12 protein-coding genes and 1 pseudogene are annotated in these 14014 nt (G+C 62.8%); 12 read left to right on the forward strand and 1 reads right to left on the reverse strand.

Annotated elements, in window-relative coordinates; translation table 11 throughout:
* Nucleotides 1-135: 135 nt before the first annotated feature.
* From CKW40_RS00340 to CKW40_RS00385, 12 genes and pseudogenes are all read left to right on the forward strand, one after another.
* Nucleotides 136-846, forward strand: coding sequence for a hypothetical protein (locus CKW40_RS00340; protein ID WP_095197980.1), 711 nt, complete (start codon nt 136-138; stop codon nt 844-846).
* Between the two features lie 73 nt (nt 847-919).
* The gene (locus CKW40_RS00345) at nt 920-1615 is read left to right on the forward strand and encodes a hypothetical protein (RefSeq protein ID WP_095197981.1); all 696 of its coding nucleotides are present in this window, start codon (nt 920-922) and stop codon (nt 1613-1615) included.
* A gap of 202 nt (nt 1616-1817) precedes the next feature.
* Nucleotides 1818-2432 carry a type III secretion system chaperone gene (locus CKW40_RS00350; RefSeq protein ID WP_143748220.1) on the forward strand — a complete coding sequence of 205 codons (615 nt, stop codon included), beginning with the start codon at nt 1818-1820 and terminating at the stop codon, nt 2430-2432.
* Nucleotides 2433-2628: 196 nt separating this feature from the next.
* Nucleotides 2629-2922 (forward strand): DUF6916 family protein, encoded by a 294-nt coding sequence (locus CKW40_RS00355; RefSeq protein ID WP_095197983.1) that lies wholly within the window; start codon nt 2629-2631, stop codon nt 2920-2922.
* A gap of 84 nt (nt 2923-3006) precedes the next feature.
* Nucleotides 3007-3135, forward strand: coding sequence for a hypothetical protein (locus CKW40_RS45320; RefSeq protein ID WP_143748221.1), 129 nt, complete (start codon nt 3007-3009; stop codon nt 3133-3135).
* Between the two features lie 346 nt (nt 3136-3481).
* Nucleotides 3482-5605 carry a multicopper oxidase family protein gene (locus CKW40_RS00360; RefSeq protein WP_095197984.1) on the forward strand — a complete coding sequence of 708 codons (2124 nt, stop codon included), beginning with the start codon at nt 3482-3484 and terminating at the stop codon, nt 5603-5605.
* Nucleotides 5592-7592 carry a tyrosinase family protein gene (locus CKW40_RS00365; RefSeq protein ID WP_095197985.1) on the forward strand — a complete coding sequence of 667 codons (2001 nt, stop codon included), beginning with the start codon at nt 5592-5594 and terminating at the stop codon, nt 7590-7592. The genes CKW40_RS00360 and CKW40_RS00365 overlap by 14 nt, the downstream gene beginning before the upstream one ends.
* A gap of 41 nt (nt 7593-7633) precedes the next feature.
* A pseudogene (locus CKW40_RS44510) lies at nt 7634-8335 on the forward strand (LodA/GoxA family CTQ-dependent oxidase); the annotation flags it as partial.
* A 1111-nt stretch (nt 8336-9446) separates the two neighbouring features.
* Nucleotides 9447-10277: a LodA/GoxA family CTQ-dependent oxidase gene (locus CKW40_RS44515; RefSeq protein WP_244571036.1), complete on the forward strand. Its 831-nt coding sequence runs from the start codon at nt 9447-9449 to the stop codon at nt 10275-10277.
* A gap of 2 nt (nt 10278-10279) precedes the next feature.
* Nucleotides 10280-10696 (forward strand): hypothetical protein, encoded by a 417-nt coding sequence (locus CKW40_RS00375; protein WP_095197986.1) that lies wholly within the window; start codon nt 10280-10282, stop codon nt 10694-10696.
* Nucleotides 10677-11837 (forward strand): NAD(P)/FAD-dependent oxidoreductase, encoded by a 1161-nt coding sequence (locus CKW40_RS00380; RefSeq protein ID WP_095197987.1) that lies wholly within the window; start codon nt 10677-10679, stop codon nt 11835-11837. Before CKW40_RS00375 ends, CKW40_RS00380 begins: the two co-directional genes overlap by 20 nt.
* Nucleotides 11812-12444 (forward strand): DJ-1/PfpI family protein, encoded by a 633-nt coding sequence (locus CKW40_RS00385; RefSeq protein WP_095197988.1) that lies wholly within the window; start codon nt 11812-11814, stop codon nt 12442-12444. Before CKW40_RS00380 ends, CKW40_RS00385 begins: the two co-directional genes overlap by 26 nt.
* Before the next feature lie 498 nt (nt 12445-12942).
* Here the strand turns inward: CKW40_RS00385 and CKW40_RS00390 are convergent, their stop codons facing one another.
* Nucleotides 12943-14013 (reverse strand): adenylate/guanylate cyclase domain-containing protein, encoded by a 1071-nt coding sequence (locus CKW40_RS00390; RefSeq protein WP_095197989.1) that lies wholly within the window; start codon nt 14011-14013, stop codon nt 12943-12945.
* Nucleotide 14014 lies beyond the last annotated feature (1 nt).

Genomic DNA, 14014 nt, shown 5'->3' on the forward strand with positions numbered 1-14014 from the left:
CGGCAAACCGGCTTGGACGACCAATGTTGAGACAAACCGACAGAGCGCGCCGGCACGCTTCGACCTGCAGGTCCGCCGCTCTGCAACACGCATTCAGGTACGACAGTTCGAAACCGCAAACCGCGAGGGAAAATCATGGCAACGGCCCCCAAATACAATATTCTCGGCGTCAACCAATCCAATGCGAACTGGGATGGCTCACCGATCACGCTGGCCTACCGCGAAAGCGCAACGATGCCGCAGACGACCAATGGATCGATGGTCTTCGCCTATCAGAACACTGCTTCGCTCAACAATGCCGGCAAGCTGGCGCTGACCTCGGGCGGTTCGCAGCCGTCGTTCCTGACTGCTCCGGCGCTGCTCTTGCAGCCCAGCATTCTCGTCAACAACTGGCAGGCCAACAATCTCAACGTCACCAATGTCAGCGTCGCGGCCGCAACGCCGATCTGGATCGAGGCCTTCGGCCCCGGACTGCCGGGCCAGAAGCCGGTGGCGCTCGCCATCAACACGGCGTTGACGCTGAAGCCGGGCGGCGTCGCGCAGGGGACGTCGACCCCCAACTGGATGCAGCTGACGCTCGGTACGAACACCGGCCAGTTGATCGTCGTTGCCGTCGTCGGCGGCCCACAGGATGCGACCGGCAACAACGCCTACGCGATCGCGCTGAACTCGCCGTCCGGCAACACCGGCCCGGGCACCGGCACGCCGGCGCCGCAAGGCTATTACGCGACGACGAGCGGCAACAACTACTCCTTCGAATTCAACTGGGGTTCCTCGGTTGTCTATCTGGCGAACATGTCGCCTTCGACGGCGTCGTCGCTGACGGCGGAACTCTTGTCTCTGTAACCGAGACACGGGAGCTGGCGGCGCCAAGCCGCCGGCTCCCACGACAATGCCACCGACAGGGAGGACAACCGATATGCGCGATCTCGTCCCGGCGGGCACGGTGAACGCGGCCTGGAACGGCCAGCCCCAGACTCTGGCGGTGCGCGGCAGCGTGACCATGCCGCAGACGCCCAACGGTTCGCTCATCGTCGGCTATTTCAACCAGTCGCAGCAGAACAATGCCGGCAAGCTCGCTTTGACCTCCGGCGGCAGCGATCCGACATTCCTTCCCGTTCCGGCGCTGGCGCGGATGATCAGCGTGCTCACGGCGAACTGGCGGGCCAACAATCTGACCATCAGCAATGTCAGCACCAATGCCGCAACCCCGATCCTTGTCCAGGCCTACGGCCCCGGCATCCCCGGCGTGCAGCCGGGTACGCTGACGGCCGGCACGCCGGTGCAGCTGGCAATGCGCCAAGCGGTGCAGGGAACGACGACACCGAACTGGATGCAGCTGGGGTTTTCCTCGAGCACCAGCAATCTCGAGGTCGTCGCAGTCGTCGGTGGCCCGCAGGACCAGTCCGGCAACAATGCCTATGTGATCGCGTTGAACGCGCCGGGCGGGGACACAGGCCCGCCCCCGTTGCCGCCTCCACCGGCCGGGTTCTACGCCACAACCAGCAGCAACAGATACGCGCTGCCCTTCAACTGGGGAGCGGCGACGGTTTATGTCGTCAATCTCTCGCCGCAGACTGCATCTCCAGTGACGGCTTTGCTGCAATCGCTGTAGAGTTGTTATAGCCTTCCTTGTCAGGCGCAATTGCGGAAGGAAGCCGTTTCGTCGTTTTCCTCGAATTGCTCAAACGGAAGCCATGCCGCCTTCAAACTTCAACATTCTGGGCCAATCCGTTGTTGACCCCAACTGGCTTGGCTTGCCGCTGACGCTTGGCGTGCGCGACAGCGCCACAATGCAGCAGACGTCGGATGGATCGATGATCCTGGCGTACCGAAACACCTCCGGGATGAACAATGCCGGCAAGCTGGCGTTGACCAGCGGCGGCAGCCAGCCGCAGTTCCTGCCTGCCCCGGCGCTGGCCTTGCAGCCGACGATCCTGATCAACAATTGGCGGGCCAACAATCTGACGCTCACCAATACAAGCCTGAACATGAGCACGTCGATCTGGATCGCCGCGTTCGGGCCAGACCTGGGTTTGCCAACGCAACCTCTGCAGGCCGACGGAGCAGCCGTCCCGGTCGCGCTATACACTGCCTTGCAAGCAACCACCGACCCACGCTGGATGCAGCTCGGTTTCCAGGCAAACTCGGGCGATCTTTGCCTGTTCGCTTTTATCGGCGGCCCGCCGGATGCAACCGGCAACAATGCCTACGCGATCGCGTTGAATTCGCCGTGTGGCAATACCGGTCCCGGCACCGCCAAAGCGGCCCCGCCGGGCTATTATGCGACGGCCGGCGGCAACAACTATTCCTATGAATTCAACTGGGGAAGCTATCTTCTGTACGTCTACTATTTCGGTAGCGGCTCAGTCCTGGCCGATATTCCGAAGCTCGGGGATTCCGCGCCCACGGTGACATTGGGGTCGATCTGACCGGGCATCGTCGGTTGCCGCTCAATTCCCATGATGCTTGCCAAGCGCGGAACGTTCGGCCAGATTTGCTTCAGCCCCCAGTCGACCGACAGTACTTGGATCGAAGGGCCAAGTCGTTCCCAAAAGGAAGGGCTCGCAACAGCTTTGGTGCCGTGCCAAAACACCGGATATCAATCGACCGACAGCGGGAGGACATATGGGACTGGTAACGCTGGAGCATTTCGCCGGGTGCGTCGGCAGCGGGTTCGACATCGATATGGGGGAGAGTTCGCTGCCCTTGACCCTGTCTGAGGCGCGCCCGCTGCCGGAGAGCGGCTTTGCCGGAATGCGGCGCTCACCCTTTTCGCTGATGTTCCGCAGCGGCTCGCAAGTGGTGTTGCCGCAAAAACTCTACAGACTGAAGAACGCCACGCTCGGCCAGATGGAAATCTTCCTGGTTCCCGTCGCCAGGGACAAGGCCGGCATCGTTTATCAGGCAATCTTCAACTGAGACGCGGGCGGCAAGGCGAAAGGTCAGAACCCCGGCGGGCCGTTCTACCACACCTCCATCGACGGGTTGGCCCGGGATCGTTTCATGCTCGGCCTCGGGATGAACATCCAGACGACGCAGGATTTCGCGCTGCGGCTTGAATATCGCGGCCTGTTCGGCAGCGATGGCGGCACCGATAACGGCTTCCTGGTCAACATCGGCAAGAAGTTCTGATCCTGAAGGCCTCCAGGATCAGGTCGCGGTTCTTCTCATCTTCGCGGCGTCGCAAGCCGCGAGGATGAGAGTTGATGCGGGTATGGCGGCCCATGGCTTGCAAAGCCGGCAACGAGCGATCGCGACAGCTTGGCGCGACAGGCAGCCACCATCTCTCAACTTGTTACAAATAGAATGAAATTCGACGTGAATGATTATAAGCCGTATAAGAGAGACGGCATAACCCGAATTTAAGTTTTCGCTGAAGTAAAATTTTGATATCTACAGCATCCGAAGCTGGACAGACCTCCGGATCGAGCGCAATATGCTTGGAGAGGATAATCAATAGCCAGAGTGAGGGAGCCCCATGTTGCGTGGAGGATCGATGACGCGTGCGCGGTTTTTCGCCGGTGTTTTCGGCAGCGGCCTGGGGGCAATCGCGGCGCTACCCGCAGCGGCCGAGATCCTCAATCCTCCGGTGCTGCAGGACGAGCGCGCACCGATTGCCAAGCCTATCCTGACTGAACTGGCGCCCGCCGCGCCGCTGCCGGGCAACACGGCGCCGGTGCGCGGCGACAGACTGCTCGATCTCAAGATCCAGTATATCGACAACCAGATCTACAATCCGTCGACCGGCGGATACGACAAGGTGCATCTGCGCGGCTATAGCGGCAAGGGCGTCGATCCGAAGGCGCCTTATGTCTCGCCGACGATCGAGGCAATTCCGGGCGACACGGTGCGCATCACGCTCGACAACCAGTTGCCGGCGGGGCCGCAGCCCGGCGATCCGGGCTGCATGCCCGGCGGGCAGATGCCCGACATCCCGCACTGTTTCAACGGCACCAATCTGCACACCCACGGGCTGTGGGTCAGCCCGACCGGCAACAGCGACAACGTGCTGTTGTCGATCAACCCGCAGACGAAGTTCACCTACGAGTACAACATCCCGTCGGATCATCCCTCGGGCACGTTCTGGTACCACACGCACCGCCACGGCTCGACGGCGCTACAGGTGTCGAGCGGCATGGCCGGCGCGCTGATCATTCGCGGCAACCGTCCGCCGACGCCGACAGCGCATGGCGATATCGACACACTGATCCCGACCTCGGCGGTACCCGAGCGGGTGCTGGTGATGCAGCAGATCCAGTATGCCTGCCGCGGGCCGGCGGCCAAGCCCGGCGACCTCGGCCCGATCAAGCAGAACATTAAGGGCCGCTATTTCTGCGACCCCGGCGATGTCGGCGGCATCGAGGCTTACGACCAGTTCGGACCCGGCACATGGCCGGCATCCGGGCGTTACACCTCGCTCAACGGCGAGGTGTTCAACCCCGATAAACCGTTGACGGCGAAACAGGGCCAGATCGAACGCTGGCGCATGATCCACGCCGGCGTGCGCGATACGATCAGCTTGCAGTTCTTCAAGGTGCTTGGCGGCAAGCTCAAGCCCGGCGTCAAGACGCTGCTCGAGGCTGACGCCACGGCTTCCTTCATCAAGGACACCTGCGACACCAAGCCGGTGCCCTATGCGCTGGTTGCCGCCGATGGCCTGACGATGGCGGCGGCGCAAATGACCAAGCTGGCGACGTTCCAACCCGGCTACCGCTTCGACGTGCTGGTGGTCTTTCCGGAGGCCGGGCGCTACTGCGTGATCGATTCCTCAGCCCCGAAATCGGGCGTGGTCAACGGGCTCGATGTCGGGCCGCAGTTGCTCGGCCTGGTCGATGTCGCGCCGGGCAAGCCGGTCGACAATGTCGAGACCTACATTGCCAGCAAGCTGGTTGCACTCGCCGAGGCCAACATGCCCGCCGACGTCAAGGCGAAGGTGGTGGCCGATCTCAAGGCTGGCATGAAATTGACCAGCTTCACGCCGCACCCCGACATCACGGACGAGGAGGTCAAGGGCAACGGCACGCAGGAACTGACCTTCTTCATCGACACGTCGGGGCCCGACGTGAAATTCGAGGTCGGCAACAGCCTTAACACCGCCGACGTCAAACCCTATGACCCGACCCGCATCGACCGCCAGTTGCCGCTCGGCAAGGCGCAGGTCTGGACGCTGCAATCGCATTTCGTCAGCCATCCGTTCCACATCCACGTCAATCCGTTCCAGATCGTCTCGATCACCGATCCCCTCGGCAAGGACGTCAGCGCTCCTGGAGCGATAGACGACATCGCCGGCGCGCCCGACCCGCAATATCCGGGACTCAAGGGCGTGTGGAAAGACACGCTGTGGATCAAGAGTCTGATACCGCAAACCCTGCCCACGGGCTTTTCAGGCATCTACACGATCACGCTGCGCACCCGCTACGAACGCTATATCGGCGAGTACGTGCTCCACTGCCACATCCTCGACCATGAGGACCAGGGCATGATGCAAAACGTTGCCGTGGTGCTGCCCGACCAGGTGGTCGGCCCCACGCAGAGCGACGCCATGCAGATGCAGGGGATGGACGGGCAGATGCAGATGGGCGGTCACGATGCCCACAAGTAAGGCGCAGGCGCCGGATCCCGGCGCACCGTTCACCTGGAGTGACGTCGAGGCAATCCTCGCCGCGGCCGGCGGCAATGAAGGGCCAGGCAGCCTGACGGGGCTGACGCTGCCGGATTTCCTCGGGCTGCAATTGCACGGCATGCCGCTGATCGCGCCGCTTTCGACCACCTGCTGCGGCACCAGCGACGCCAAAGGTCGCGGTGCGCGCTCGGCGCTGGTTCGCGGCCTGCGCGGATTGCCGCCCTTCGACGGCAAGCAGTTCCCTCGCCTGCCCTGGGGCGGCAAGCCGGTTGCTGACGACGACATCGATCGCATCGAGACCTGGATCGAAGAAGGTTGCCCCGGAGATCTGATCGAGACGGTCGCGCTTGCTGGCGAAGTCAGCGTGGCGACCGAGGCCCGCGTCGAGGTCAAGGGGCTCCCCGGACCGGTCTTCGGCCCGGCATCCGATCCGGCGGCGTGGCGCTACGCCAAAGGCGAGTTGCGGCAGCGCATGGATGTCGACGTGCTTGATGAACCTCAGAAGGAGCGCCTGCGTCACGCCTTTCGCGAGCTCTACAAGCTCAACAAATGGGTCGGCGACAAACGCAGCTACAACAATCTGGCGCTGATCCACCAGAACCACTGCCAGCATGGCTGGGAGCGCTTCCTGCCGTGGCATCGCGTGTATCTCTATGAATTCGAACAGGCGCTGCAGGATTTCTGTCCGGACGTGACCATGCCGTGGTGGGATTTCCCGGCCGAGCGCTACAAGCCGCGAGATCCAGGGAAAGGCGCAATTCTCCCCGACGCTTTCAAAAGCTTTCTGACGGAAGACTCGGCGCGCTTCCTGCGCGATCACGGTTTCCCGGCCAAGATCGATACGCTGGTCGGCCAGCTCTGGGCCAACCCGACTGATATCTATGACGCAGTCAGTGGCGCCTGCGGCAAGGACTATGTGGCGGGCGAGAACCGCAAGCGGCTGATCGATGCGCTGCTCGACGCCAATTCTCTTTGGTATCCGCTGCGCTATTCCGGCCAGTTCGGCAAGGGTACGATCAACAGCGTCATCCACTACCATTACCCGGCGCAGGAGGACATTGACGAGATCCTGTCGCTGCGCACCTTCCGCGATTTCGGCGGCGGCAGCCTCTATGTCGACAGCTTCGGCTTCCTGGACCAGAACCCGCACAACACCATGCATATCTGGACCGGCGGCATGAACCCGGCCTTCAAGACCGACGCTCCCGCCGACCGCAACAGCGCGGTGCGCGTCGCCGGCCGCAAATTCCATCAGCGCGACGACCTCTATTCCGAACCGCAGTTCGGCGACATGTTCTCGAACCTGACCGCGTCCTACGATCCGATCTTCTGGCCGGTGCACGCCAACATCGACCGGCTGTGGTGGCGCTGGCAGCAGGAGCATCCCGACGGGCTGCCCGCCGATCTCGATTCGGCGCTGACGCCGTGGAGCTATGCGGTGCGCGACACGCTCGACATGAACCGCTTCGGTTATGAATATGTGCGTGGTGGATGCCTGATGCCGGTCGGATTGACCAATCCGGTCGGGCGCTTCGTGTCGGCGCCGATTGCGGTGCCCGATGCGACGAAAAGCTTCCGTTCGGCCGAGGTACGGCTGCACCGCGTGCCGCAACTGCCGCGCTCCTGCTTCATCCGCGTGTTCCTCAACACGCCGGATGCCGATGCAACGACGCCGCTCAACGTGCCTGGCTATGCCGGCTATGCCGCCGTGTTCGGCCATGGCGAATGCTATGGCGGGCCAGGCCATTGTGAAATTCCGCCGGCGGAGAGCCGCAAGTTCGACCTGCGCGAGCGCTCGATGAACACGCCGCGCAACCATCGCATCGACGTGACGCGCGCCGCGCGGCGGCTGATCGCCGCCGGCGCCACCAGCATCACGGTAAGCCTGGTGGTCATCGGTGCGACTTACGAGGAAGACCGCGAGTTGCTGCGGCTCGACGGCGTCTCGCTCAACTTTCTCGACTGATCAAGAAGACACGGCCGGCACTGGCACCGAGGGAAAATCAAATGGCCGACCCAACAACCTATCGCATCCACCCGGCGGTCGGCATCGCCCGGCTCGGAGACAGCCCCGAAGCCTTCTGCATCTCGCCGGAAAAGCCGGCGCAGATGCCGATCGAATGCGACGCCAACGGCAATGCCGCCAAGGGCGATGCGCCGATCAAGCACTTCAAGGACAATAAGGGCCGCATCAAGCGCCAGGCGGCGCGCTTCCAGATCTTCGCCTATGACGAGGCGCACCCTGAAGGCGTGCCGCTGAAGATCGACGACCATGTCGAGGGCGGCGGCAATCGCGGCAAGCTGGTCGATATCCAGTGGCGCGTCCAACTCGCCAACAAGAAGGCGGCATGGTTCACCTTCGACGGTCTGCGCGGCGAGGCCGGCTATCCGGACGGCACGCCGCTGCGCAACGCTGGCATCACCGATCCGGTCGAACGGCAGAAGCTGATCATCGACGCCGGCCCGCAGGCCGTCGACTGCAAGACGCGGCGCAAGGCGAGCTTCGGGCGTGGCACCAATCCGGCCTACGCCGTCACCTTCCCGCCGAGCGGGATGGCGCCCAACGATATCGACACGCTGGGCGACATGATGACGGACGACAACGGCCGGCTGCTGGTGCTGGGCGGGCATGGCAACAGCGGCTCGTTCCTCTCAGGCTTCGGCCATCCGCGCATCGAGACCTACGCCAACAGCGACGGCTGGTTCGACGACATTTCGGACGGGCCGGTGATGGCGCGGCTTGTGATGATGGAGGAGCGCGTCCAGAAGCTGCGCTACATCGATGTCGAATATCCCGCCTGGGTGCTGGTCGGCTATCCCCGCTACGCGCCGGAAGTGCTCGACATGATCACGCTGGAAGATGTGGTCGAAGACATGTCGATCCGCGAATTCGCCTATCGCACCGACATGTACGGCACGGCCGGAACGTTCGACGCGCCGCAGAAAATCGATCCCACCGACACGGCGGCCCTGCTGCATTGGAAGGCAGGCCCTGTGGAGTGGAATCCTGCCTACCGTCCCTGGTTCTGGCGCGATATCTGGCCGATCATTTTCCGCGCCGACGAATTCTCCTATTTCGCCAACATCCTGCAGCAGTCGAATTTTCCGCACAACCAGTCGAGCCGCGGGACGTTCGACCCCTATCGCCTGTGCATCCCGCCACGCGTCGCGCCGCGCGCGCTGGCGCTAAAGGAAGGCCGGGCGAAAGATGATCATGTCGCCGGACGATTGCTCGAGGCGGCGGTCGAGCCGAGCCTGATGCTGCTCGACGCGACGCAAGCACCGGGCGCCGCGAAAGACGATTTGGTCGGCGATGCCGGCGCGATGCTCAAGGCGGCTGCCGCCGGCTTCACCACCGCAGTCTGCCCACCTGAGGATGGCGAAGCGCCGCGTGCTTATGCGATGCGTTGGCGGCAGGTGTTCAGCGAGAACGACACTGCGGCGGACAGCGCGTATGAAGGCGCGCGCAACGCATTCGATGCGGCCGTCACCGACGTCATCGGGCGCATCGCCGCTGCCGCCGCGCCACCCAAGAAGCGGTTGCTGACGCTTGCGCTCGTCCTCGCGCCAGGAGCCGGCGGAGCCCGACCGCACGACCGACCCCGACGAGCCGATCGAGGCGGCACTGCGCCGGCTGGCATTCGAGTACCGTTCCGGCCAGTTGCTGGACCGCGCGCTCGCCGCGGCGACCAAGGACGCGACGACCGATCCGGGCCGCTCCGCGCGGCAATATCTGTTCGACCTCTTGCGCAAGCCTGGCGAGGAGAACCTGTTCCGGCTCGAAGCCAACCCGGCGACGCGCACCTATCACCTGCCGCTGATGCCGCTGCTTGCGGGCGACAACCCGATCACCAACAAGACGGTCAGCAAATTCCTGCGGCTGACCGACACGCAGCTCTTTTTGCTCCGGCAATGGGCGGCGGGCATTTTCATCGACGAGGTGGATGCGGGCTTCGCGCCGGCCATCGATCCATGGCAGCCCTACAAGGACTGGAATGTGCCGGGCGGTCGCGGGCTCGACCAGGGCGTGCTGTCGAACGGGCTCGGCGGCGCCTTCTGCCCCGGCGGCGAGGTGACGTGGATCATCCGCAACCCGGCGATCTGGCGCGAGCCCTATCGCATCAAGGCCGACCCCGAATGGTACAGCTTCGCGCTGACGGCGGCCCAGGAGAACGCCAACCGCTGGGGCGCCGGCGTCAGCGAGGAAGGCTATATCGCCTACGCCTCCGACCCGCTGTCGCAAGGTAGCGACTTCGATACAGGTCTGCAGCCGGGCGACCTGACCAAGCTCAGTGGGTTGCCCTGGCAGGCCGACTTCAACGAATGCTCCACCCAGACGATCGACGTCACTTACGCGGAATGGAACGTGCTCTATCCCGGCAGCGTCGGCGACACGCTGATGGAGCGCGAGCGGCGCGTGTGGGAGACGCTGTGGTGGCCGGCGCACCGGCCGATGCAGGTCTACTATCCCGCCGACCCCGATCCCCAGTTCCGCAACTGGGCGCGCGGCATTCCGCAGACGCTGGCCGGCGACCTCAAAATGGTGACCGAGTGGTCGAAACTCGGCTTCATGATCCGCAATCCCGGCGGCGGGCTCGATCAGCCCTCGCCCAGCGTCAAATACATCTGCGTCGAAGATTCGGGAGAATGACGATGAGCAATCCTTTTGTCGGCGACTGGACCTATCGCAGCTTCCTCAACGACCCCGATATCGGCAAGGCGGCCAGCGACCTGCTCTTCGGCGAAGGCACCTTGGCCATCGCCGAGAAATCGGACACGGAGCTTGCCGGAACGATCGGCGGTCCGGGATGGTCGCTCGATCTGCGCGGCAGCTTCGGCTACGGCTCGCCGATGCAGGTCCGTTTCCAGGGCAAGGGCGTGGTCGGCGGCGAGGAGTGGATCTACGACTATATCGGCTGGCTCGTGCCGGTCTGGCCGAACAGCACCGACCGGCTGGAGGTGCCGGCGATCGTCGGCTCGGTGGTGCGCACCATCCCGCATTCGGGCGATGGCGGCAGCACGAACCCGGCAGGGGTGGTGGCTTCCTTCTATGCCGTCAGAGCAAGCTGACTTCGCTGTCATCGGCGGCGGGCCGGCGGGCGCTGCCGCGGCGCTGATGCTGCGCCGTCATGCGCCCGGGCGGAGCGTGATTCTGCTGGAGGCCGGACGGCACGACCGACCAAAGCCGGGAGAAGTGCTGCCCGCGTTGGCGCAAGCACTGCTGCGTCAGCTCGGTATGTGGACGCTGTTTGCCGAGGCCGGTTTCGTTGAAAACCGCGCGCTTGTTTCGGTGTGGGCCAATGAAGCTCCCTCCGAGCGGCACAGCATATTTTCCGCTCAAGGACCCGGCTGGCAGCTCGACCGGGCGCGATTCGACCGGCTGATGGTAGAGGGGGCCAAAGCGGCAGGCGTGGAGACGCGGCTTGGCTCAGCCGTGCATTCGGCAGTGCGCGACGATCAAGGCTGGCGGCTCAAGCTGGTCGAAGGAGATGTTGTTGCACGCGCCGTGATCTGGGCGACCGGCCGCAGTTGGAGGCTGGCGCGATGCTTCGGCGCGACGCTCCAGATGCACGGGCACCTTGCGGCCTACACACGCTTCTTCGACCGCGCGCCGGGCGATTCCCGGATGGTCATCGAGGCGCGCCCCGAAGGCTGGTGGTACAGCGCCGATCTGCCAGGCCAACGCCGTGTGGTGGCGTGCCTCACCGATCCCGATCTGGGGAGCGAGCTGCGCCAGGCCGAACACTGGTATCGCGCCTTGGCCGCAACCCGGTCCATCGCACCGCTCGTACCGCCTGACGCTGTCGAAACCGCAAGCCTGGTCAAGTCGGCGGGAACCGCAACGATCGATCCGGCCGCCGGCGAAGGCTGGGTCGCGGCGGGCGACAGTCTGTTCTGCGCCGACCCGCTGTCGTCACGCGGGATCGTGCACGCGTTGCGCTCAGGTATCCTGGCAGCCTACGCGGCATCCGACATGCTGGAAGGGCGCGGTGACTTCGCTCGCGCCCGCTACGCAGCAATCGCCGCGCAAGGTTTTGCCGACTACGTCCCGGCGCTGGCTGCCCACTATGCAGCCGCCGCGCGATGGGACACGCCTTTCTGGCAGCGGCGTCGCAGCCATGTCGAAGATCGGGCGGCTATTCAGGAACCAGCCATGAGCATTTCGAGCGGGGAGAAGCAATCCAATGAAACTCGGCATCCCGGTCTATGAAGGCGTCAACCTGCTCGATGTGGCCGGTCCGCTTGAGATGTTCTCCTGGGTCGACAAGAAGAAGGGGCTGGCGACGGTTCTCCTGTCAATCGATGGCGCGCCCGTCACCAGCTTGAACGGGGTGCGCTTCGAGGCGCAAGCCAGCTTCGAGGCGACGCCCAAACTGGACATACTGTGGGTGCCCGGCGGCGATCCCGATGCGCTCGCAAGGATCATGAGCGACCCGGCATCGCCATATCTCGCCTACCTGCGGCAGGTCGCGAAACATGCGAAATGGGTCTGTTCGGTCTGCGAGGGTGCACTGTTGCTGGCCCGGGCCGGACTGCTCGACGGTCACAGGGCAACGACGCATTGGGCGTTCGTCGATTGCCTGCGCCGCTTCCCGGCAATCAAGGTGGCGAGGGGCCACCCGCGTTTTGTCGAATCAGGCAACCGGCTGACCGGCGGCGGCATATCGTCGGGCCTCGACGAAGCGCTGCACCTCATCGCCCAGCTTTTCGACGACAAGACTGCTATCGATGTCCAGACAACGACCCAGTATTTTCCGGTACCGCCGGTTGCCGGGAAAATTCCGTCCAGGACACCGGCATGCATGGTCCAATGGTGATCAGGCATTCGCGTTGGAACCCTGCCAGACGAGCAGACTGGCGAACGTGTGGGACTTGGATTTCAGTTGATGATACAGAATCGATAGTGAACGAGATCAACCGAAAATCGTTGTTTTTCTGCGAATAACTACTCCGGAGCACTCCGGACTACGCTAACCCCTACTCCCACTCGATTGTTTTCAGCCCAGCTAGGTCATTGATCCAGCTGGGTTTTTTCTTGCTTATGAGGCACAACACCGACCCACGGGCCGCCAAAAAGTTACGCTTTTGATTTTAAAAGGAAAATCGCCGCAAAAATATTTTGAGGTTTCACCAACTATCGGGACCAATCGGACGATTTTTGCGCGTCGTGGCCTCCGACAACGTAAAATAACTTTGCGTAAAAGTACCGTCAAGCAAGCCCGCGGTTAGCGCTCGAAAACGACAAAGCCGCCCATGTTGTCGACGGCCGCCGCGATTTCGGCTTAGAGCAAGATCGTCGCTTCCCAAGCGGCAAATCAGGCCGTGAGCCGCCACATTCGCACACGACCTGTACCGCGCAATTCCGTTTCCGCGAGTGGGTCGCAAGCAAAATCTGGTCCAAGCAGTTTCTGAGTTGCATCCGAAATGCGGATTTCATCGGGCTCCGCAGACGTTTGAATACGCGCGGCGAGATTAACGGTGTCGCCCCACAGGTCATAGGCAAACCGCCTTTCGCCTATGACACCCGCGACGATCGGTCCTGAGTGAATTCCAATTCTGAGTCTTAGCGGCTCTCCTGCGAAGCGTTCAAGCTTAACCGCCTTCCGCAGTTCAAGTGCATAGTGCGAAAGGGCTTCCGCATGATCGGATCGCGTGGCGGGCAGGCCAGCGACCGCCATCACACAATCGCCGATTGTCTTGATTTTTTCGCAGCCGTATTGTTCCGAGAGCAGATCCGCCGCCTTGAAGAAGTAATTTAACATAGCGAGCGTCGTCTCGGCTCCGACGCTCCGCGCTCTTTCCGTAAAACCGACGATGTCGGCAAAAAGCACACTCACCTCTGCGTGGTTGTCCGCAATTTGTTCGCGCGCTTTTAACCGCTCCGCGATCGACGCGGGAAGAATGTTGAGGAGCAGGGTTTCGGCGCGCTGGTATTCACGCTGCAATCCCTCTTGGCTCTCCCTCAACGCCTCGTTCATCGATTGTAATTTCTCGTTGAGTTGACGCTCCCTCTCTTGCAGGAGCGTCATTTCATAAGCCTTCTGTTGCAGCCGCTGCGTGTTGTCGCGTTCGGCAGTGGCGTCAAGAAAGAGCAGCCACACGCAGTCATCGTCAGCAAAAAGATGAAGGTCCGCGACACGGCCGCTGGGCAGTTCGACCATGGCCATATGATATGGAAGCTCGGGGCAAGGCAGCAAACCTTCCATGAATTCAAGCTGATCGGCAACCGGCTGACCAATGCGAAGAGATGAGAGTCCGTAATGTTTAATGTTACCGCCCGTCGTCGCTATGCAAAGCTGGGCGTCAATTTTCACATATGCGATAGAGCGCTCGTTGTAGAAGAAATTGTAGATCCATTTTCCAACTTCTTTTGGCAATCTATGCATG

It is taken from the genome of Mesorhizobium carmichaelinearum (assembly GCF_900199455.1).
Lineage (GTDB): Bacteria > Pseudomonadota > Alphaproteobacteria > Rhizobiales > Rhizobiaceae > Mesorhizobium > Mesorhizobium carmichaelinearum.